This window comes from Chryseobacterium sp. AG844 (assembly GCF_003182335.1).
GTDB lineage: Bacteria > Bacteroidota > Bacteroidia > Flavobacteriales > Weeksellaceae > Chryseobacterium > Chryseobacterium cupriresistens.
Genome location: NZ_QGTV01000007.1, coordinates 1 through 19,830, shown reverse-complemented (window position 1 = coordinate 19,830; position 19,830 = coordinate 1). Strand labels below are relative to the sequence as shown.

Annotated in this window: 15 protein-coding genes; 13 read left to right on the top strand and 2 right to left on the bottom strand. The window is 37.4% G+C overall.

From position 1 onward, the window contains the following. The first annotated feature begins 7 nt into the window (after positions 1-7). Genes gldK through DEU40_RS08815 form a run of 6 tightly spaced genes read left to right on the top strand, consistent with a single transcriptional unit; the run spans position 8 to position 6,169 of the window. The gene (gene gldK, locus DEU40_RS08840) at positions 8-1,429 is read left to right on the top strand and encodes a gliding motility lipoprotein GldK (protein ID WP_110009511.1); all 1,422 of its coding nucleotides are present in this window, start codon (positions 8-10) and stop codon (positions 1,427-1,429) included. Between the two features lie 56 nt (positions 1,430-1,485). Continuing rightward, positions 1,486-2,178, top strand: coding sequence for a gliding motility protein GldL (gldL, locus tag DEU40_RS08835; RefSeq protein ID WP_110009510.1), 693 nt, complete (start codon positions 1,486-1,488; stop codon positions 2,176-2,178). 52 nt (positions 2,179-2,230) lie between these two features. Next, positions 2,231-3,823: a GldM family protein gene (locus DEU40_RS08830; protein WP_110009509.1), complete on the top strand. Its 1,593-nt coding sequence runs from the start codon at positions 2,231-2,233 to the stop codon at positions 3,821-3,823. A gap of 22 nt (positions 3,824-3,845) precedes the next feature. Continuing rightward, a complete protein-coding gene (gene gldN / locus DEU40_RS08825) occupies positions 3,846-4,784 on the top strand; it encodes a gliding motility protein GldN (RefSeq protein WP_110009508.1) in 939 nt (312 codons plus the stop codon). Between the two features lie 55 nt (positions 4,785-4,839). Then, positions 4,840-5,874, top strand: coding sequence for an NAD(P)/FAD-dependent oxidoreductase (locus tag DEU40_RS08820; protein ID WP_110009507.1), 1,035 nt, complete (start codon positions 4,840-4,842; stop codon positions 5,872-5,874). A 34-nt stretch (positions 5,875-5,908) separates the two neighbouring features. After that, positions 5,909-6,169, top strand: coding sequence for a SemiSWEET transporter (locus DEU40_RS08815; protein ID WP_110009506.1), 261 nt, complete (start codon positions 5,909-5,911; stop codon positions 6,167-6,169). A 58-nt stretch (positions 6,170-6,227) separates the two neighbouring features. Here the strand turns inward: DEU40_RS08815 and DEU40_RS08810 are convergent, their stop codons facing one another. Further along, positions 6,228-6,662 carry an META domain-containing protein gene (locus DEU40_RS08810; protein ID WP_110009505.1) on the bottom strand — a complete coding sequence of 145 codons (435 nt, stop codon included), beginning with the start codon at positions 6,660-6,662 and terminating at the stop codon, positions 6,228-6,230. Positions 6,663-6,700: 38 nt separating this feature from the next. Next, positions 6,701-7,093 carry a multicopper oxidase domain-containing protein gene (locus DEU40_RS08805; protein WP_110009504.1) on the bottom strand — a complete coding sequence of 131 codons (393 nt, stop codon included), beginning with the start codon at positions 7,091-7,093 and terminating at the stop codon, positions 6,701-6,703. 639 nt (positions 7,094-7,732) lie between these two features. On the opposite strand from DEU40_RS08805, the gene DEU40_RS08800 reads away from it, so the two are divergent. From DEU40_RS08800 to DEU40_RS08770, 7 genes are all read left to right on the top strand, one after another. Continuing rightward, positions 7,733-8,119, top strand: coding sequence for a hypothetical protein (locus DEU40_RS08800; protein ID WP_110009503.1), 387 nt, complete (start codon positions 7,733-7,735; stop codon positions 8,117-8,119). Between the two features lie 146 nt (positions 8,120-8,265). Beyond that, on the top strand, positions 8,266-9,348 hold the full coding sequence (locus tag DEU40_RS08795) for an efflux RND transporter periplasmic adaptor subunit (protein ID WP_110009650.1): 1,083 nt from the start codon (positions 8,266-8,268) through the stop codon (positions 9,346-9,348). A 21-nt stretch (positions 9,349-9,369) separates the two neighbouring features. Beyond that, positions 9,370-12,561 (top strand): efflux RND transporter permease subunit, encoded by a 3,192-nt coding sequence (locus DEU40_RS08790; protein ID WP_110009502.1) that lies wholly within the window; start codon positions 9,370-9,372, stop codon positions 12,559-12,561. Next, a complete protein-coding gene (locus DEU40_RS08785) occupies positions 12,533-13,990 on the top strand; it encodes a TolC family protein (protein WP_110009501.1) in 1,458 nt (485 codons plus the stop codon). Before DEU40_RS08790 ends, DEU40_RS08785 begins: the two co-directional genes overlap by 29 nt. Positions 13,991-14,248: 258 nt before the next feature. Further along, the gene (locus DEU40_RS08780) at positions 14,249-15,853 is read left to right on the top strand and encodes a T9SS type A sorting domain-containing protein (protein WP_110009500.1); all 1,605 of its coding nucleotides are present in this window, start codon (positions 14,249-14,251) and stop codon (positions 15,851-15,853) included. A 9-nt stretch (positions 15,854-15,862) separates the two neighbouring features. Then, a complete protein-coding gene (locus tag DEU40_RS08775) occupies positions 15,863-19,297 on the top strand; it encodes a hypothetical protein (protein ID WP_110009499.1) in 3,435 nt (1,144 codons plus the stop codon). Positions 19,298-19,303: 6 nt separating this feature from the next. Continuing rightward, positions 19,304-19,830 (top strand): DUF6443 domain-containing protein (locus DEU40_RS08770; protein WP_228406474.1); only part of this gene is annotated, 527 nt, incomplete at its 3' end.

Sequence of the window (19,830 nt, the reverse complement as noted above, 5' to 3'; positions counted from 1 at the left end):
AATTAACATGAAAAGGATATTTCTTTTATTATTGTCTGCGTCGGTAGCATCGGTATCTTGTTCAGGTGGTGGCAGCTCTTCTGTAGGGAAGCCAGGAACAAAAGGAGAATTGATACCAAGAGAAAAAACTAAATCATTTGTTGCGGAAAGACCATACGGAATGGTCGCAATTCCTGCAGGTTCGTTTGTTGCTGGTTTAGCAGACCAGGATCCGACAAATACGCCTGAAAAAGCATCATTGAAGACAGTTACTGTTTCTTCTTTCTTCATGGATGAAGCAGAAACTACCAATGCGGAGTACAGAGTATTTATCAATTATGTAAGAGACTCTATCGCAAGAACTTTACTAGCTGAAGCTGCCGGAGAAGGTGGTGACGAAGGTGGACGTAAAGGAGCAAGCATAGGAGATTACGCATACCTTGCTAAAAAAGAAGAAAATTTAACACCTTATCAAGAATATATGGAAGGCCAGGGCGGCCGTGAAGACGGAAGCTATGATGCCAGCAAAAGATTAGATTGGAAAATCCCTTTACACTGGAGCACATCAAAATATCCGGATGTAGAATACGCAGAAGTTTTAGAATCTATGTATCTGCCTTCTTCTTCAAGAATTGGAAACGAAAGAATTTTAGATGTAAGTAAGCTGAAATATACTTACCGTTGGGGAGATATGGACGCTGCTGTTGCAGATAACGAAAGAGGAGCTAACTACCTGAAAAGTGAAAGTATCGCGATCTATCCTGATACTACAGTTTGGGTAAAAGATTTCCACTTTGCTTACAATGAGCCATTGTTTGAACAGTATTTCTGGCACAAGGCTTATAAAGACTATCCTGTTGTCGGGGTTACCTGGGATCAGGCAAGGGCTTATTGTAACTTCAGATCTAAATTGAAATCAGATTACAACGAAAGTTTAAAAAGAAAAAAACAAAAACCATTAGTATTCCGTCTTCCAACAGAAACTGAATGGGAATATGCTGCCAGAGGTGGTATGCAAAATGCTACTTACCCTTGGGGTGGTCCATATTTAATGGATGACAGAGGTTGCTACCTTGCCAACTTCAAGCCTAAGAGAGGTAACTACATGGAAGACGAGAAAAAAGGTACTTATACATATACAGCTCCAGTTAAGAAATTTAAGAAAAATGGGTTTGGGTTATTTGATATGGCTGGAAACGTTTCTGAATGGACATTATCTTCTTTTAACAACTCTTCAGCTGGATTCACTTCTACATTAAATCCTTCTACTAAGGATAAAAAGGATACGAAGAAATCCGTAAGAGGTGGATCTTGGAAAGATATAGGATATGCACTGATGACAGGTGCGAGAGATTGGGAAAGAAAAGATTCCGCAAGAAGCTATATCGGATTCAGAACTGTACAGGACATTCCTGAAGCAGCCGTTAAACCAAGAAGAGTTAACAGATAACTAATCAGACAATTTTCAATAACAATTTTATTTAACATTAAAAAAACTAACTCAATATGTTTAAGACTAAAGATGCTTGGATGAATTTCTTTTATTCATTCGGTGCTGCAATTGTAATTCTTGGAGCTTGGCTTAAAATTACTCACATTACCTTAGGACCTATTAATGGTAACATCGCGCTTACTGTAGGACTTATTACTGAGGCTATTATCTTTATCATCTTTGCATTTGACCCTCCAAAAACTGAAGAGTCTTATGCCTGGGAAAATGTTTATCCTGAGTTATTAGATAAACATGCGAATCCAAATCCTTTACATTCTAATGTAACAACTAAAAATACAAGCGCTCAATTTGCTGAATTGGAAAACTCTCTTTCCAGCAAATTGGATAAAATGCTTGAAGATGCCAGATTAGACGTTCAATTATTTGAAAGATTAAGAACAGGAATTGATAAATTCTCAAACTCTGTTGATCAGATCAATCAGACTGTTGACGTATCTGCTTCTACTCATAAATATAACGACCAGTTGAATAAAGCAGCTCAGCATATGGAAAGTATGAATGCACTGTATGCAATGCAGCTTGAAAGCGGTAAGAGACAATCTGAATTTGCTAACAAGTATGTTGCTGATATGCAGAAATCTGCAGAGCAATCTGAAAAATTCAACCAAGAGCTACAAGGTTTAACATCTAATCTTAATAACTTAAATAGAGTTTATGGTGGTATGCTAACTGCTATGAAGTCTTAATTCCTAACCATTTCTAAATTTAACTACTTAATCAAAAAACAAAGAAAAGAGAATGGCACAAGGAAAACAGACCCCTCGTCAGAAGATGATCAACCTGATGTATTTGGTGTTCATCGCGATGATGGCCCTAAATATTGATGCAGAAATCATCAGATCATACTATGACTCTACCAGAGCATTGAATGAAACCAGAACTTTAACAGAAAGAAAGAACGAGAAGATCTTTGAGAGAACGTTGGAAGCTAAAGCTCAGCAAGTTCCTGATACTTACGCACAGCCTTGGGCTCAGTACAAAGTACTGAAAACCAAAATTGATGCATTGGTGAAATCTGCTCAGGATGTTAAAGATTTGTTGAAAAAACAATCTGAGTTTCACGATAAGGATCCTCAAACAGGAAAGGATATTGATGTAAGTGAAAACTTTGCTGCACTTAACAATAATGAAGCGACTACTGAATATTTCTTTAAGGAAGGAGATGAAAATACTCCATCAAAGAATGCACTGGATCTGAAAGCTAAAATTGATGATGTAAGAAACTACATCAATGCTACTTTCGGAAGCAATGCCCAGTTACAGGATTTAGTAGCGAGAGCCAATAAGTCTCTTATTGCGGAGTATCCTAAAGGAACATCTCCCAATGAAAAGACCTGGTTTCAGAATAAATTTTACCATCAGCCGCTAATCGCTGCGATATCTAATTTGGAAATTATCCAAAATGATGCCAGAAACGTTCAGTCTGATGCATTGGCACTATTACTTCAGGAAAAAGTAGATGCGAATATTAAATTCTCAAGCTATGAGCCTATTGTTTCAGGTCCGGTAGATATCCAGGCAGGAAAACAGGCTGAAGTAAAAGTAATGCTGGGAACTTATTCTAACAGTAACAAGATCAGCATCTCTGGAGTAAGCAGAGTAGAAAACGGTAAAGGTGTTATGCAAATTTCAGGTTCTGGAATTGGTGAACATAAATTAGGAGGTACGATTACATTAACAGATGCTTCAGGGAAACCTCAGTCTTTCCCTTGGACACATACTTATAATGTAATTGCAGGACCAAGAGAAGTAAAACTTGAAAAAGGATTATTACTTTCTGCCGATAAGATGAATGTAATGTATAGAGGACTTGAGAACCCTGTTTCAGGATCAATCTTAGGTGCTGACAATTCTAAACTTTCATTATCTGCAGCAGGAGCTACTGTGAAGAGTACAGGTCAGGGTAAATGGAATGTTACTCCTACAACAGGAAATGTAGTGAAGTTAACATTATCAGGAACAGATCCATATGGTAAAACAGTTTCTCAGGTATTTGAATATAGAATTAAGAATATCCCTAGACCACAAGGTCAGATCAGAGGTAAAGCTGTAAACTTTATGCCGGTAGGTTCTATTCCTAACCAGATTGTTTCTGCTACTTTACCAGACTTTGACTTCCCTGTTTCATTCACTGTTAATAGCTTTATTATTAAGCTTCCAGGAAAAGCAGGTACTCTGATTCAAGGTAGCTCACTATCAGGAGCAGAAGGTATGCTTAGAAACCTTAGACCTGGTGATGTAGTTCAGATTTATGATATTCAGGCTACGGCTACAGGATTGGGTAACCAGAGACTTAAGGAAATTTCACCTGTAATTATTAATGTTCAATAAGGTTAATTTGTAAAATCATATTATGAAAAAATATATTAGCACCCTTTTAGTTTTAGTTTCGGGATTCGCTTTTTCCCAGACTATTCTGAATGCTGCTTCTCCTGAGGAATTCAGACAAATGAGAGCTGAATCAATGAGAAAAGCAGGGGATACTGTTATCAGCAATAAAGTAAAGCCTCTTGAATATGGTTTCGTTGATGACAAGGATATTTACAAAAGTATGTTTGTTTGGGAAATCATTGATATGAATGATAAGATCAACCAGCCGTTTTATTATGACAATCCGGATGGTCTTCTTTCCAGCTCTACAAGATCATTATATCAATTATTACTTGATGGAGCCCTTAAAGGTGACATCAAAGAAGTTTATGATGACGAAAACTTCGTTACCAGACTTTCACCGGAAGCCATTCAGAAAAGATTGGAAAGTGTAAGACTTGACGAAGAAGCTATCGATATCCTTAACTCTGGAAGAACACTTACAGAAGACGAGAAGAAAAGATTAACAGATATCATCAGAACAACTACTGATAAAGTAAAAGTTCTTAAAGTGATGGGTATGTGGTTTATCGATAAAAGAGATGGTCAGATGAAATACAGACCGCTTGGTATCGCAGCTATGGGTCCGGATCCGACATCTGTTGGAAGAATTGGTCCTGATGGTCAACCTTTAGCTGGTGCTGATGAACTGATCGACTTGTTCTGGATTTATTATCCAAGTGCTCGTGATATTTTAGCAAACAACTATGTTTTCAATAGAAAAAATTCTTCTGCTGACTTATCTTTCGATGATGTTATCAATGCAAGAAGATTCTCTTCTATTATCTACAAATCTTCAAGCGGTTTAGGAGATGGTACTATTAAAGACTATATTCCTAGAAATGCTGAGGAGCAGCTGGAAGAAAGCGACAGAATCAAAGCACAGATTCTTGACATGGAAAATGATATGTGGAATTACTAGATTTCACTTGATATTTATAGAAAACCTGAGTATTTTTACTCAGGTTTTTTTTATTATGAAAAATGTAGATTATATTATTGTAGGAGACGGATATGCAGGACTTTTTCTGGCTCACCAGTTAATTAAAAATAATAAATCCTTTGTCATCTTTACGGAAGGAAGAAAAAGTGCTTCCCAGGTTTCAGCAGGAATTATCAATCCTGTGGTCCTGAAGAAGTTTACCACATTCTGGAAAGCGCAGGAACAAATAGATTTTCTAAAAGACAGTCTTAAAGAAATAGAATCATATACAGGGGAAAATTATCTGATCAATGCTCCTATTCACAGAATTTTTCATGATGAGAATGAACAGAATTTATGGCTGAAAAAATCAGCAAATGAAGAATTGTCGAATTTTCTTGATCAGAATTTTGATCGTTTAGAGGTGGTAAAAAACGACTTTCTTACAGGAAAGGTGAATCAATCTGCTAGATTGAATGTTAATGGATTTTTTAATGGTTTATTCAATTATTTTGAAAAAAATGATCAATTGATAAAGGAAAAATTTGATTATTCAAAATTAAATCCTTCTGAATCCACTTATAAAGATTATACCTTCAAAAATATTATTTTCTGTGAAGGAATGGGGGTGAAAGACAATCCCTATTTTTCGGAGATCACCGTGAATCCTAACAAAGGCCACCACATCAGGGTGAAACTTTCCCAGCCAATTCCTGAAAACATAACCATTAAGAAAAAACATTTTTTATTTCCAACCGGAAACGGACTGTATTTTTATGGTGGAACTTATGACAGAGAGCAGCTTCACCATCACATTGATGAATCAGCAGTTGACCAATTGGTGAAGGGACTTTCAGAATTTTATCCTTATGATTTTGAAGTGGAAGAAGTACATTTTGGATTCCGCCCCACAGTAAAAGACAGAAGACCCATCATTGGAAGACATGAAACATTCGGTAATCTTTACGTTTTTAACGGGCTTGGTGCCCGTGGTATCCTCAACGGTTGCTATTTTGCAAGAGATTTATTCCGTTTTATTGAAGAAGATGTTCCATTGCATGAAGAAGTTTCATGGAAAAGATTTCAATAACTTATATTAGTATCAATTTCCAAACTGAAAATCTATGGATGAAAATATATTAGGTATCGTTGCCGGAGTTCTCACTTCCATTTCAATGATTCCACAGCTTGTCAAAGTAATCAGAGAAAAAAATGTGGAAGATATTTCCTTACTCATGCTGCTGGTTCTAATTTCAGGGCTTTCTTTGTGGGTATGGTATGGCTTTGCAAAAGATGAACTTCCCATTATTTTGTCAAACGCATTTGCTGTTCTGGTCAATGTCAGCCTTCTGATATGCTATATGATCTACAATAAAAGAAGATAAATAAGAAAGACGCCGTATAAATAGGGCGTCTTTATTTTTTTATTTAAGTGAGATTCAATTACTGAAGAACAAATTTAGCTAAAGGAGCCATTCTTGCTTTGTTTAATGTAAGAGTATTTCCGTTTACAGAATAATTATCTGCTGCCAGGATTGCTTTCGTAAATTGATTTTCAATATCAAGATCTTCACAAGCCATCATGGTAGACATTCCCTGATTGAACTTAATTCTCATTACCTCAGGTTTGATCTCAAATGTCCCTCCTAAACCGTTACATCCTGCATGTCCCTGATATCTCATTCCATCCATTTCAAGTTTGAAATAAGGATTGTTTTTAGGATTCTTCAGTTCAATCGGTTTCCCGTTAAGTTCCGTAAGTTTCCACGTTTTTCCTGTTATATCAGTCGTCGCTTTTTGAGCATTTTGTGTTGTACACGAAACAACTAAAAATGTTGCGATAACAAGTGCTGAAAAATAATAATATAAACTTTTCATAATGTTTATTTTTTTAATATGAATTGCTAATCCCTATGCTAATACGATGCCATTTTTGCGGGACCAGACTCTTTTTTTGCCTGTTTAAGATGAAACAGAACCATATCTACATTCTTTTTCAGGAAAGTGATATTGCCTTTAATATCAGAATATTGATACTCTTCATTGGAGGCTGTATATTCAGGTAAAGCATCACTTTTTTTGAGGTCAAAAGTTTTACCGTTTAAATGTATTGTTGCTGTATTTTTGGTATTGTTGATGGTCACTTCTATTTTTTCTCCATAACTGTCAACATACACATTTTTTGAAATGTCATCTGTATTTTCTGGGGCAGCAGCGGTAATGGTTTCAGCTTCTTTTCCGGGATGCTTACACGCTGTTAGGGAAATAATGGTCAATCCAAAAAGGATTGGTAATAATAAATTTTTCATAGTGATAAGTGATTTTAAAGTGTTTCATGAATTATGATATTAATGCTATATAAATTTACAAATATTTTTAATAAATATGTGTTAATTTTTCATAAACTAACAGATAATTAAAATATTAGCTCATTTAACTCACAGTTTTTTGAAACAGAATTCACGAAACAGAAAGTAATAATTATTGTGGAAAATTTAGGATAAACCTTGTTAATTCAGGATTTTTAAAAGGATTTTTTTCCAGAAGGATAAAGTAGTTTTTCTTCATTTTTCATTTGTTGTGTAAATTTTTGGCAAAAATAACTCAAAAAGAAGAGAACAACAATAAGTTAATGTTAATAATCTGAAATTATGATGAAGTTTAGGTTTGGATAAGGGAGGGGGCAGAATAGAATACCGGGATACTCGGAAATGTTCAAAAAAGCAACAGCATTAAAATTAAAATTTCCTTAAATCCGAAAAAGTGGCTTAATATTTGAAATTTTAAATGAGCACAGATGAAAGATTAGAATTGCTTGAATTATGCTTAAATAAAGGAAATATTAAATACTTTTCATCCTTTTATTTTCAGGTATTTTAAAGGAGAGTTAAATTTTGTTAATCTGCTATGATAGTATCATAATCTGGGTGTACATTTGCAACTTCAAAATGAGAAACTTTATAGTATACTTTTTAACCGGTCTTTTTCTGCTCTTTGTAGTGGAAAGCAGACTCAACGTTAAAACGCTTCGAAATGACTATTCCGGTCATGTTTCTCATCATATGCCCAAAAGAGCCAACCGCCTGAATCAGACTTTTGAAAAGCTCTCTATTCAGCAAATGGCAGATAATGTAGACAATTCCACTTTAGAACTTACCGAAAACGATTTCCAGCTGTCTGATGTATGGCAGGCTATTGTTGTTTTTGCCGGAGTTTTCAGTCTTGTTTATATTTTTGGATTGAAAAGTTGTAAGCGGTCAAAACCGGATATTCATGGTTTTGTTCTTGGCCTATCTACCAAAAGATTCATTCTTATCCGTTCCATTAGAATTTAAGAATTCCCCGTTTTTATTGATTTTCTGCCTGATTCCGGGTAGAAATACTTTACGCTGTGTATGCCGGTAATCATCACATCGTACCGCTTTTATTACCGTTTTATTCTATCAAAACATTAACGATTTATATAAACTCTAGAATTATGATAAAGAGAGTTGTTTCGGGAATTGCGCTGAGTGTCCTTCTGTTGGCAGTTGGCTGCAATAAGAAAAAAGAAGAAAAAGAAGAAGTTACCGTATATCCGGTGACATCTCCTGTGGTAATGGATACCGTAATCAATAAAGAATATGTAGCCCAGATTCAATCTGTAAAAAACATTGAAGTGAGAGCTCAGGAAAAAGGTTTCCTGGAAAAAATCTTTGTAGATGAAGGCCAGTACGTACAGGCCGGACAAACATTGTTCCGGATCATGCCTAAATTGTATCAGGCAGAATTATTAAAAGCAAAAGCAGAAGTGGAACAGGCTTCCATTGAGCTGAAAAACGCAAGTACATTAGCAGGAAACAATATAGTTTCTAAAAATGAAAGAGCAATGGCAAAAGCCAAGCTGGATGCTGCCAATGCAGAAATGAAACTGGCTCAGATCCATCTTTCCTTTACTGACATCAAAGCACCGTTTTCCGGTATTATCAACAGAATTCCTTTGAAGCTGGGAAGCCTTGTAGATGAAGGCGATTTGCTGACCTCATTGTCAGACAATACAAGTATCTATACCTATTTCAATGTTTCTGAACCGGAATATCTGAGCTATCAGACTCATGCTTCAGACCGTGGCAGCAGCCAGGTTTCTCTGATTACAGCCAATGGAGAAATGTATACACAAAAAGGAGAAATTCAGACGATTGAAGGAGAATTTGATAATGAAACAGGAAATATTGCTTTCCGTGCCAAATTCCCTAATCCTGATAAACTTCTGAGAAACGGAGAAACCGGAAAAGTACAGATGTCAATGCCGGTTCATAATGCATTGATCATTCCGCAGAAAGCAACCTATGAGATTCAGGATCAGAAATATGTATTTGTGATTGATAAAAATGGAGTAGCTAAATCCAGAAATATCAAAGTAGCCTATGAACTTCCGGACTTGTATGTAGTGGCATCAGGAATTTCAAAAGGCGATCAGATTCTTTTGGAAGGCGTTCAGAAAGTAAAGGATGATCAGAAAGTGAAAACAAAATTCCAGGATCCTAAGAAAGTTCTTCAATCATTGAAACTAAAAGCAGAGTAGTGGTCTCTAAAACGAAACAGTATGTTTAAGAAATTCATTCGCAGACCAGTTCTGTCCATAGTAATCTCATTGATTATTGTATTTATGGGAATATTGTCATTGGTAAAACTTCCGGTGACACAGTTTCCCTCCATTTCTCCGCCTAAAGTAAATATCACCGCAGAATATCCCGGAGCCAACAACGAACTGTTGATTAAATCCGTAGTAATCCCCTTAGAAAGAGGATTAAATGGAGTTCCCGGTATGAAATACATGACTTCAGATGCCGGAAATGACGGGGAAGCTTCCATTCAGATTGTATTTGATCTGGGTACGGATCCCAATGTAGCTGCAGTAAACGTGCAGAACCGTGTATCTTCAGTAGTTAATAAACTTCCGCCTCTGGTAGTACGTGAAGGAGTAAAAATCACGCGTGAAGAACCCAACATGTTGATGTATATTAACCTGTACAGTGATGATCCTAAAGCTGACCAGAAATTCCTTTTCAACTATGCAGATATCAATGTAATGTCTGAATTGAGAAGGGTAAGTGGTGTCGGTTTTGCAGATATCCTGGGAACCCGTGAATATGCCATGCGTATCTGGCTTAAGCCGGACAGGTTAACAGCTTATAATATTTCAGCAGATGAAGTAATGGAATCTCTGAATGAGCAGAGTTTGGAAGCTTCTCCTGGGAAAACAGGTGAAAGTTCAGGAAAACGCTCTCAGTCTTTCGAGTACGTATTAAAATATCCTGGTCGTTTCAATAATGAAAAAGATTACGGAAACATTATTTTAAAAGCAAAACCGAACGGAGAATCTGTAAGACTGAAAGATGTTGCCGATATTGAGTTTGGAAGTTCCATGTATGATATTTATTCCACATTGAACGGAAAACCTTCAGCTGCGATCACCGTAAAACAATCCTATGGATCCAATGCAAGTGACGTTATCAAAAATGTGAAAGCATTGATGAAAGATCTTGAAAAAAATAACTTCCCTAAGGGAATGCATTATGACATCAGTTATGACGTTTCAAGATTCCTGGATGCCTCCATGGAAAAAGTTATCCACACATTGTTTGAGGCCTTTATTCTGGTTGCTATCGTAGTATTCCTGTTCCTTGGAGACTGGCGCTCAACAATGATTCCGGCATTAGCTGTTCCGGTTTCATTGGTGGGAACATTTGCTGTCATGTCCGCTTTTGGAATTACTCTGAATATGATTTCCCTATTTGCCCTGGTAATGGCCATCGGGGTTGTGGTAGATGACGCGATTGTAGTTATTGAAGCTGTTCACGCCAAGATGGAAGAAAAACATCTTTCTCCGTTAAAGGCAACAGAAGAGGCCATGCATGAGATCAGTGGAGCAATTATCGCAATTACACTTGTAATGGCATCGGTATTTATCCCGATTGCATTTATGTCCGGACCGGTTGGGGTATTCTACCGCCAATTCTCCATTACAATGGCTTCGTCCATTATTTTATCTGGGGTTGTGGCACTTACTTTGACACCGGCATTATGTGCTCTGATCCTGAGAAATAATCATGGAAAAGCTAAGAAGAAAACTCCGGTTACTCTTTTCCTCGATAAATTCAACAACCTGTTTACAAAAGGAGCAGGGAGATATGAAAAGCTGTTGAATAAAACAGTGACGAAAAAGACAATAACACTACCGCTGTTATTAGCATTCTGTGCATGCACATTCTTCCTGAGCAACTCTTTACCTTCCGGATTTATTCCGGCTGAAGACCAGGGAATGATTTATGCCATTATTCAGACACCTCCGGGATCCACCTTGGAAAGGACCAATCAGATTGCCAGAGAGCTTTTGAGGGAATCTGAAGATATTGACGGAGTACAATCCGTTTCTTCTCTTGCAGGATATGAGATTTTGACTGAAGGTACCGGATCCAATTCAGGAACCTGTCTGATCAACCTTAAAAGCTGGGAAGAACGTAAAGAATCAGCTGCAGAAATTATTGAAAAGCTTGAGGAAAAAGCCAAAAATATTCCGGGAGCCAATATTGAATTCTTCCAGCCGCCTTCCGTTCCCGGATATGGAGCTGCAGGAGGTTTTGAACTTCGTTTGCTGGATAAAGCAGGAAGTGGCGACTATCATAAAATGGAACAGGTAAGTAATGACTTTGTGAAGGAGCTTAAGAAGCGCCCGGAACTTGGTTCGGCATTTACATTCTATTCTGCAAGTTTCCCGCAATATATGCTTAGGATAGACAATGATCTTGCAGAGCAAAAAGGAGTAACCATTGAAAAAGCAATGGATAACCTGTCTACATTGATCGGTTCCAACTATGAAACGAGTTTCATCCGCTTTGACAGGCCGTATAAGGTCATTGTTCAGGCTGGCCCTCAATATCGTGCACTTCCAACTGACCTGTTGAAGCTGTATGTTAAAAATGATAAAGACCAGATGGTTCCCTACTCAGATTTTATGAGGCTTGAAAAAGTATACGGACTATCGGAGATTACAAGACACAATATGTATAACTCTGCAGAAGTAAGTGGAACGCCTGCTCCCGGATACAGTAGTGGCCAGGCGATCAAAGCGATTCAGGAAGTTGCAGATAAAACACTTCCAAGAGGTTTTGGTATCGACTGGGCGGGTATCTCTAAAGACGAAGTAAGCCGTGGTAATGAAGCTATATTTATCTTCCTGGTTTGTTTAGGATTTGTCTACCTGATTCTTTCCGCACAGTATGAAAGTTTCATCCTTCCGCTTCCGGTTATTTTATCTCTGCCTACAGGTATTTTTGGAGCCTTTTTATGCTTAAAGCTTTTAGGATTGGAGAATAACATTTACGCACAGGTAGCGATGGTTATGCTGATCGGACTATTAGGTAAAAATGCGGTGTTGATTGTTGAATTTGCCGTACAGAAGAAAGCCGAAGAAGGCATCCCAGTGGCAAAAGCTGCTATTGAAGGAGCTGCGATCCGTTTCCGTCCGATTTTGATGACCTCATTTGCCTTCATTGCCGGATTAATTCCATTGGTAATTGCAACGGGGCCGGGAGCGATTGGTAACAGAACCATTGGTACAGCAGCAGCAGGAGGGATGTTAATCGGAACTATTTTCGGATTGATGATTATCCCCGGATTGTATTATATCTTCGGAACCATTGCTGATAAGTCACGATTGGCGAGATATGAAGAAGAGAATCCTTTAACAGAACAAACTGAACCTTATGAACATGATGGAAAATTCGAAGACTAAAAATATAATCATCGCCATTGCCTTATCACTTGTACTCGCAAGTTGTAAGGCACCGATGGCGACTGTTATACAAGATGAGGTAAAAGAAAATATTCCTCAGAACTTTAATCAGGAAGAGCAGCAGGATGCCAACAACAATAGCGGAACCACACCCTGGAGACAGTTTTTTACTGATCCAAACCTGGTAACCCTTATTGAAACTGCTTTAAAAAATAATCAGGAGCTGCTGATCACTCTTCAGGAGATTGAGATTGCTAAAAGTGGTGTTTTAGCTAAAAAAGGAAGATTGAGTCCAACTGTTTCTGCAGGAGTAGGAGCAGGATTGAAAAAAGCAGGGCGCTATACCAGTGAAGGTGCAGGGGATGCTACCACAGAGATTGAACCAGGAAAAGAAATGCCTGATCCGCTTGGTAATTTTGGAGCAGGATTAAACGCAAGCTGGGAAATTGATATCTGGAAAAAACTCAGAACGGAAAAAGAATCTGCAGTTGCTCATTATCTTTCTACGGTGGAAGGGAAGAACTTCGTTTTGTCTAATCTTATTGAAGAAGTTGCGGATAATTATTATGAGTTATTGGCACTTGATAACCAATTGGATATTATACAGCAGTACATCAAGCTTCAGCAGAGAGCATTGGAAATTTCCAAAATTCAGAAAGAAGCTGCTGCTGCAACAGAACTGGCAGTGAAAAAATTTGAAGCAGAACTGGCGAAATCCAAAGCCGCAGAATATACAATCCGCCAGCAGATCACAGAGAAGGAAAATGAAATCAATGCTTTGCTGGGAAGATATCCGCAGCCAATTGTGAGAACCAAGGAAAACTTTATGTCTACCATTCCTCCCACAGTATATACCGGAATTCCATCTCAGTTATTAGCCAACCGTCCTGATATTAAGCAGGCAGAACTGGAATTAAAGGCTTCAAAATTAGATGTGGAAGCTGCAAGAAAAGAATTCTATCCTTCTTTGGAAATTTCTGCAACATTAGGGCTGGAAGCTTTCAAACCATCCTATCTTGTTAAATTGCCGGAATCAATTGCCTATAATCTGGCAGGTGAACTGGCAGGTCCGCTGATTAACAAAAGTGCAATAAAAGCCAATTTCCAGACAGCAGATGCAAAACAGGTTCAGGCGTTGTACGAATATGACAAAACTATTCTGAATGCTTATCTGGACGTTGCCAATCTGATGTCAAAAGTTAAAAACATAGATCAGTATTATCAGTTAAAATCACAGGAAACAAAAGCCCTGGATCAGTCTATTGATATTGCCAATCAGTTGTTCCGTAATTCAAGAGCAGATTATCTTGAAGTTCTTCTGAACCAGAGAGATGCATTGGATGCTAAAATGGAGCTTATAGAAGCAAAACAAAAACAGCTCAGCACTGTAGTCGACATCTATAAAAGTTTAGGTGGAGGCTGGAAATAAAACATCATAATTCTATCAATAAACAGTTAATGTTTTTTGGAAGGGTCAATTCTTTTGAGTTGGCCCTTTTTTATTTTAACACGACAAGTTTTGTCGCTTCGGGTAGATATTTTTGCATTAACAGAATGAAAAATATACAGAGAATTTAATGATAAATAGCATGATTTACAGGATACCACATTAAAGTGATTTTCATGTCTTAAAAAGTATTAAATTCGCTGCGTTTTAATAACTAATTACTAACTCAGAAAACATAGAATGAAAAAAATCTATCTCGGTGCATTCACTTTATGCACAGCCCTGGGCCTATCTGCTCAGGAAGTGGTATGGCAGAAGGACATCAAATCCTCTACCCAGGATTTTCTAAGCCAGGTCACTACAACCATTGATCAGCAATACCTTATCACAGGAAGTTCTATACAGTCAGGAAGCGGGAAGCTGGAGGCTGGAAGTAAGCAAAACAACGGCTATGATTTCAAATTGGTAAAATTAAATCAGCAGGGAGAACTGGTCTTTGAAAAATACTTTTCAGGAAACAATCATGACTATCTGTCTTCAACTGTCACTACTCAGGACGGTGGTTTTCTTATTTCTGGAACGTCATATTCAGGAAAAGGTCTTGATAAAAAGGATGATTCTAATGGAGGCTCAGACATCTGGTTGATCAGAATCAATGAATTTGGAGACCAATTGTGGCAGAAAACGATAGGAACATCTTCAGATGAAGAAGCAAGAGCCGTGATTCAGACTACAGATCAAGGGTTTATTGTAGCTGGCAATGTACAAAACTCCTCTAAAGGTTACGGTTCAAAAGATGTTTTGATCACTAGATTAGACAAAGACGGAAAAGAATTATCACAATTAGTTTTAGGCGGAAAAGGGTTAGACGAAGTTGAGAAGATGATTCCAACGAAAGATGGAGGAGCTTTATTGGGAATTTATTCCAGAAGTTCCGAGGTTCGTGTTTCGGGATCATCAGAAAGTACACGTGAAACCACCCCGAACCCCGTATCCCGCACCTCGAAACAAACTGAAAATTTCGGTGAAGGCGACTACTGGATCGTAAAACTCGACAAAACCGGAAAAGTAGAATGGGAAAAGAATTTCGGAGGAAAAGGAGATGATCACTTGAGAACATTGGCTTTAACTTCTGCCGGATACATCATTGGTGGAGAATCAAGATCGGAAAGATCAGGCAATAAAACGGTAGGAATAGAAGAGGGAACGGATTTATGGTTGATTGTATTAGACCCAAACGGAAATGAGCAATTTCAAAAATCCTACAGCTTTGGAAACAGAGATATTCTGATGGGAATGAACGTCCTGAATTCAGCAGATGACAAATCTTCCAAAGGTATTCTTTTAGGAGGCTATACTCAGGCTGAGGGGAGAATACAAACTGATGATGAAACTTTCTGGATGCTGTACCTGGATCAGAATGGTACCGAGCAGTGGAGAAAGCACGTCAAAGGTGAATCAAGAAAAAAGGAAGAAAGGCTTTCGGATTTAAAACTTAATAGAGATGGTTCTATTGTTCTGGCAGGAACCAGCGCAGAAGAATTGGGGAAAGAGAACTGGAAGATTGTAAAACTGGGAGACAAACAGGTAGATCAGTTAATCGAAAAATATGATATTAAGATCTATCCGAATCCCGTATCTGATTATGCATATGTAGAAATCGGCTTTGATTTTAAGGAGGCTGATATTTTGTTGTATGATATGAGTGGAAGGCAGCTTCAGAATTTAAAGACTAAGAATAAAGTTACTAAGATCAATACCCAGGCTTTGATTCAGGGAGCTTATCTGGTGACGATAAAAACAGATACAGGTAAAACTGCCAGCTCTAAGCTGATCAAAAAATAAACATATTTTATGAGAAAAAATATTCCAGCTATTATTTTGTTAATAGCTTTTTGGAGCCATACACTTTATGCTCAAACCTCACCAGGAAGTGGAAGTAAAAGTTATGTAGGTGATATTAATAAGATGTTTGCTGCAGCACCTACTGCGAACAATCTAATGAAGTTCGAAGAAGTTCCGGTAAGTTATTATACAGGGATTCCTGACATAAGTATTCCATTGGTAGGTATGTCAACCAGTGGGACAGAAATCGGAATTGGAGTACAGCTTAAATACCATCCTTTAAGTGCCAAACCAGAGGACAGATCAGGAGAAACTGGTTTAGGGTGGAGTTTAATAGCAGGTGGGACAATATCCAGAACTATCAGAGGAGGAGGTATTGATGAAAAAAACGTAACTATTGGATTCTCAACTCCACCAAAAGTGAAATTTGGTATTTATAACGAAGTCTATAACCCTACGGGTAAATTGATGAGGGATGAACCCTATGATCAAAATGAATATAAATATGCTTCAGGATTGGGGAAATTTGATACAGAATATGATTTGTATCAGTATAATTTTATGGGTCAGTCAGGTCGGTTTTATATTGCGAAAGATGCCGGAGGAAACTATAAAATAGAAAAACTGGATAAAAATAATCTTCAGATCATCTGTACACCAGATTCTCAAGGAGTGGTTAATTCTTTTACGATAGTTGATGACAAAGGAATACGATATATTTTCAGTCCAATGGAAAAATCGCATCAGTCGATTACAACAGTTAAAACAGGATTAGTCAATTTGCAATCGAATATTGATTCAAGTTATGAAATGGATAATTATTGGTCTTCTTTTCATTTGACAAAGATTGAAGATCAAAACAATATTACGTTAGCTGTTTTCAAATATGAACTTTCCTCAGTAATAAAGTTTGAAGAGACACCTACTATAACCCGTAGACTTGCGAAAGATGTTTATTACTATAATACTGCCAATAATACTAGTGGAGGGTTAGATAATCCTGATGATAGTATGCCTGGTGCTATCGAATCTCAAACGGTGAATAATGAGATGTTAACAATGCTTCTTACAAGCGTTGAGGTGATAGGAAAAGGAACGATTTATCTCAACTATGAAAAAGGAAGATTAGATACAAATTACAAGGAATCTTCAGAAATGTATAAACTGAAGTCTATTCAATCTAACTATGCTGGTCAAAGTATTTCTCAGTATACTGATAAGTATGTGTTTGATTATAAATATACTAACACCACTTACCAGCAAACTAGCGGTCAACAGAAAACAGAAAACAAAATGCTGTTGAACAAAGTAACAAAAATAACTCCTAACGGTCAAAATCAGGAATATAAGATGGAATATACTCTTCCAACTGGTAATCTTGTGAAAGATCAATGGGGATATTACAAAGGTGAAGGTAGCGGTGTTAAAACAGATGTTCTCCAATCTTTAACTTACCCTACGAAAGGAAAGACCGTTTTTGATTTTGATTCGAATGATTACAGCCATTACTATAATGGTGCAGTAATGGAAGAGGTTACAGGTCATACAGAAACACAACAGTTTGGGGCATATATCAATTTTGGGCAATTTAGTACTACTTACAAACAACCATTTTTCACAGTAAATACGGCACAATATGTTAAGCTTCATTATATATTGGGAAATCTGATTTATTATAACTGGATCTTTAAGATATATAAAAAGACAGGTGATAATACTTTTGTAAAAGTCTATGAAGCAGGTAATGGAAGCCAAACCTGTAACCGACCTCCTCCTACCTGTATGACAGGAGGAGTGGATGGAGGAAGTGAAATCCATTCAGAATATAATTACGATGTTTATTTTGAACCTGGTGTTTATTATGCTTCTTTGGAAGGTAATTTTTCTGTATCAATTCCAGGTGATACGGCAGATGGGTTTGAGGCAACAACCGTAGAAGATGTTTTTATTGAAGAAAAAGTACGTAAGGGGGGAGGTTTAAGGATTAATAGCATTGCATATTTTGCCGATGCTTCTTCGGCAGATCCTTCGAAAAAATATGTTTACAATTATAAAAATATTGAAAATGCACAGAAAAGCAGTGGTTCACTGGTATTTCCTGAACCAATCAATAAATATACGTATAGCTATTCGTATAATAACAAACATGTCTATCCTACTCTTATTTACAGTGCTAATTTTGACGTAACAACTGATTACAATATTCTCCCTGTTCAAAAGACTCAAGGGGCTGATGTGGGATATAAATATGTAACAGTACAGGAGATTGATAAAGATGAAAATACAAATGGAAAGACGGTATATACTTACAGATCACCGTTGGATTATCCAAATACTTCCACAATGGCTCTTCAGATGCCGATTCGTCCAATTCCCAATGAAGATTACCTTAGAGGACAGGTTATTTCAGAAAAAAAATATAATGAAGCAGGAAAAATACTTTTAGAAACGAATACAAAATATACTACGTCGGAATTTATTAAAAATGACGGGGTAAAACTGATTGATAACTTTTACAATTCAATGATTTCCCTGTTTTTTAGTTTTACGAACTATCAATTTGCTCTAAACCAAACAGGAATATCGATAGCTCTTACTACACCTTATAAAAACTTTGAGAAGTTCGGAGTTACCTTACCTTCCAAAAAGGAAGAAACTTCTTATTTCTACGAAAATGGAGTTCAGAATAAATTAATTACCATGACTGATTATATATATAATACTGAAGATTATCCATTATCTGAAACACAAAGTGTTTTAGGAGGGGATACTTATTCAAGCTATTATCAATATGCTAAAGAGAAAAATAACCAGCTCATGATTTCCAAAAATATGATCGGGATTCCTTTGGAAACCAAAACCCAGCAGACAGTAAACGGCATCACCAAAGTAACTTCACGTGAAGAAACTATTTATCCCACTGCTGTGCCTCATGCTATCACCGGAAACTTAGTGCTTCCGTTGTCTGAATATTCCTATGATACTCTGAACCCAACTGTTTCCTCTAAGGAGGTATCTTATGAAAAATACGATGAAAAAGGAAATATCCTTCAATACAGGGAGAAAGACGGCACTCCGGTGAGTATTGTCTGGGGGTATAACAAGACCAAGCCGATTGCCAAAGTGGTAGGCTCTACCTATAGTCAAATCGAAGGAATGATCAGTACTATCGTAGCCAAATCCAATGAAGATGCTGCTAACCCAGCCAAAGAAGCTGAACTCTTATTGGCTCTTGATGCCTTCCAACCTGTGGGGATGGTAACCAAATATACCTACGATCCCTTGGTGGGAGTAACGACCATCACACCACCATCAGGAGTTAGGGAACTCTATGTCTATGATACTGCCAACCGGTTGAAACAGGTTCAGATAAGGGAAAGAGACAACGCCGGAAACTATAGCTTCAAAGTAGTGAAAGAATTCAAGTATAACTATAAACAGTAAACACCCATGAAAAAAATACAACTAATAGGTCTGCTGTTTACAGCCATGACGGCCTATGCACAAAGCACTACAGAAAACTATATACATTCTAAAACCTGCCTGAGCGGGGATTGCAGCAAGAAAACGGAAACCATTACCTATTTTGACGGATTAGGAAGGCCCAAACAGATTATCAGTGTAAAAGCCACCACTACCGGGAAAGATCTGGTGACTCCCATTACCTATGATGGATTTGGAAGACAGGTTAAGGATATTCTTCCTGTTCCTGCCAATTCGCTCAATTCGGCCATTCATACCGGGATTGTGAATGAAACTGCGGCAAATTCCTATTATGGGACTGCCAATGCCTACACAGAAAAGGAGATTGAAAATTCTCCATTGGACAGGGTGCTGCAAGTGGCCCAGCCGGGTGATCCATGGAAGATGAGCGGCGGACACACCCAGAAATTTAAATATGAAACAAACCTGGGGAGTGAGGTAAAGAAATTTATCACCAATACAGTAACTACAACGGTTGGAACAGACAAAAAAAC

Excerpts from the sequence above, each read along its gene's own strand:
- gldK (WP_110009511.1), top strand. The coding sequence starts at position 8 with ATGAAAAGGATATTTCTTTTATTATTGTCTGCGTCGGTAGCATCGGTA.
- gldL (WP_110009510.1), top strand. The coding sequence starts at position 1,486 with ATGTTTAAGACTAAAGATGCTTGGATGAATTTCTTTTATTCATTCGGT.
- DEU40_RS08830 (WP_110009509.1), top strand. The coding sequence starts at position 2,231 with ATGGCACAAGGAAAACAGACCCCTCGTCAGAAGATGATCAACCTGATG.
- gldN (WP_110009508.1), top strand. The coding sequence starts at position 3,846 with ATGAAAAAATATATTAGCACCCTTTTAGTTTTAGTTTCGGGATTCGCT.
- DEU40_RS08820 (WP_110009507.1), top strand. The coding sequence starts at position 4,840 with ATGAAAAATGTAGATTATATTATTGTAGGAGACGGATATGCAGGACTT.
- DEU40_RS08815 (WP_110009506.1), top strand. The coding sequence starts at position 5,909 with ATGGATGAAAATATATTAGGTATCGTTGCCGGAGTTCTCACTTCCATT.
- DEU40_RS08810 (WP_110009505.1), bottom strand. The coding sequence starts at position 6,662 with ATGAAAAGTTTATATTATTATTTTTCAGCACTTGTTATCGCAACATTT.
- DEU40_RS08805 (WP_110009504.1), bottom strand. The coding sequence starts at position 7,093 with ATGAAAAATTTATTATTACCAATCCTTTTTGGATTGACCATTATTTCC.
- DEU40_RS08800 (WP_110009503.1), top strand. The coding sequence starts at position 7,733 with ATGAGAAACTTTATAGTATACTTTTTAACCGGTCTTTTTCTGCTCTTT.
- DEU40_RS08790 (WP_110009502.1), top strand. The coding sequence starts at position 9,370 with ATGTTTAAGAAATTCATTCGCAGACCAGTTCTGTCCATAGTAATCTCA.
- DEU40_RS08785 (WP_110009501.1), top strand. The coding sequence starts at position 12,533 with ATGAACATGATGGAAAATTCGAAGACTAAAAATATAATCATCGCCATT.
- DEU40_RS08780 (WP_110009500.1), top strand. The coding sequence starts at position 14,249 with ATGAAAAAAATCTATCTCGGTGCATTCACTTTATGCACAGCCCTGGGC.
- DEU40_RS08775 (WP_110009499.1), top strand. The coding sequence starts at position 15,863 with ATGAGAAAAAATATTCCAGCTATTATTTTGTTAATAGCTTTTTGGAGC.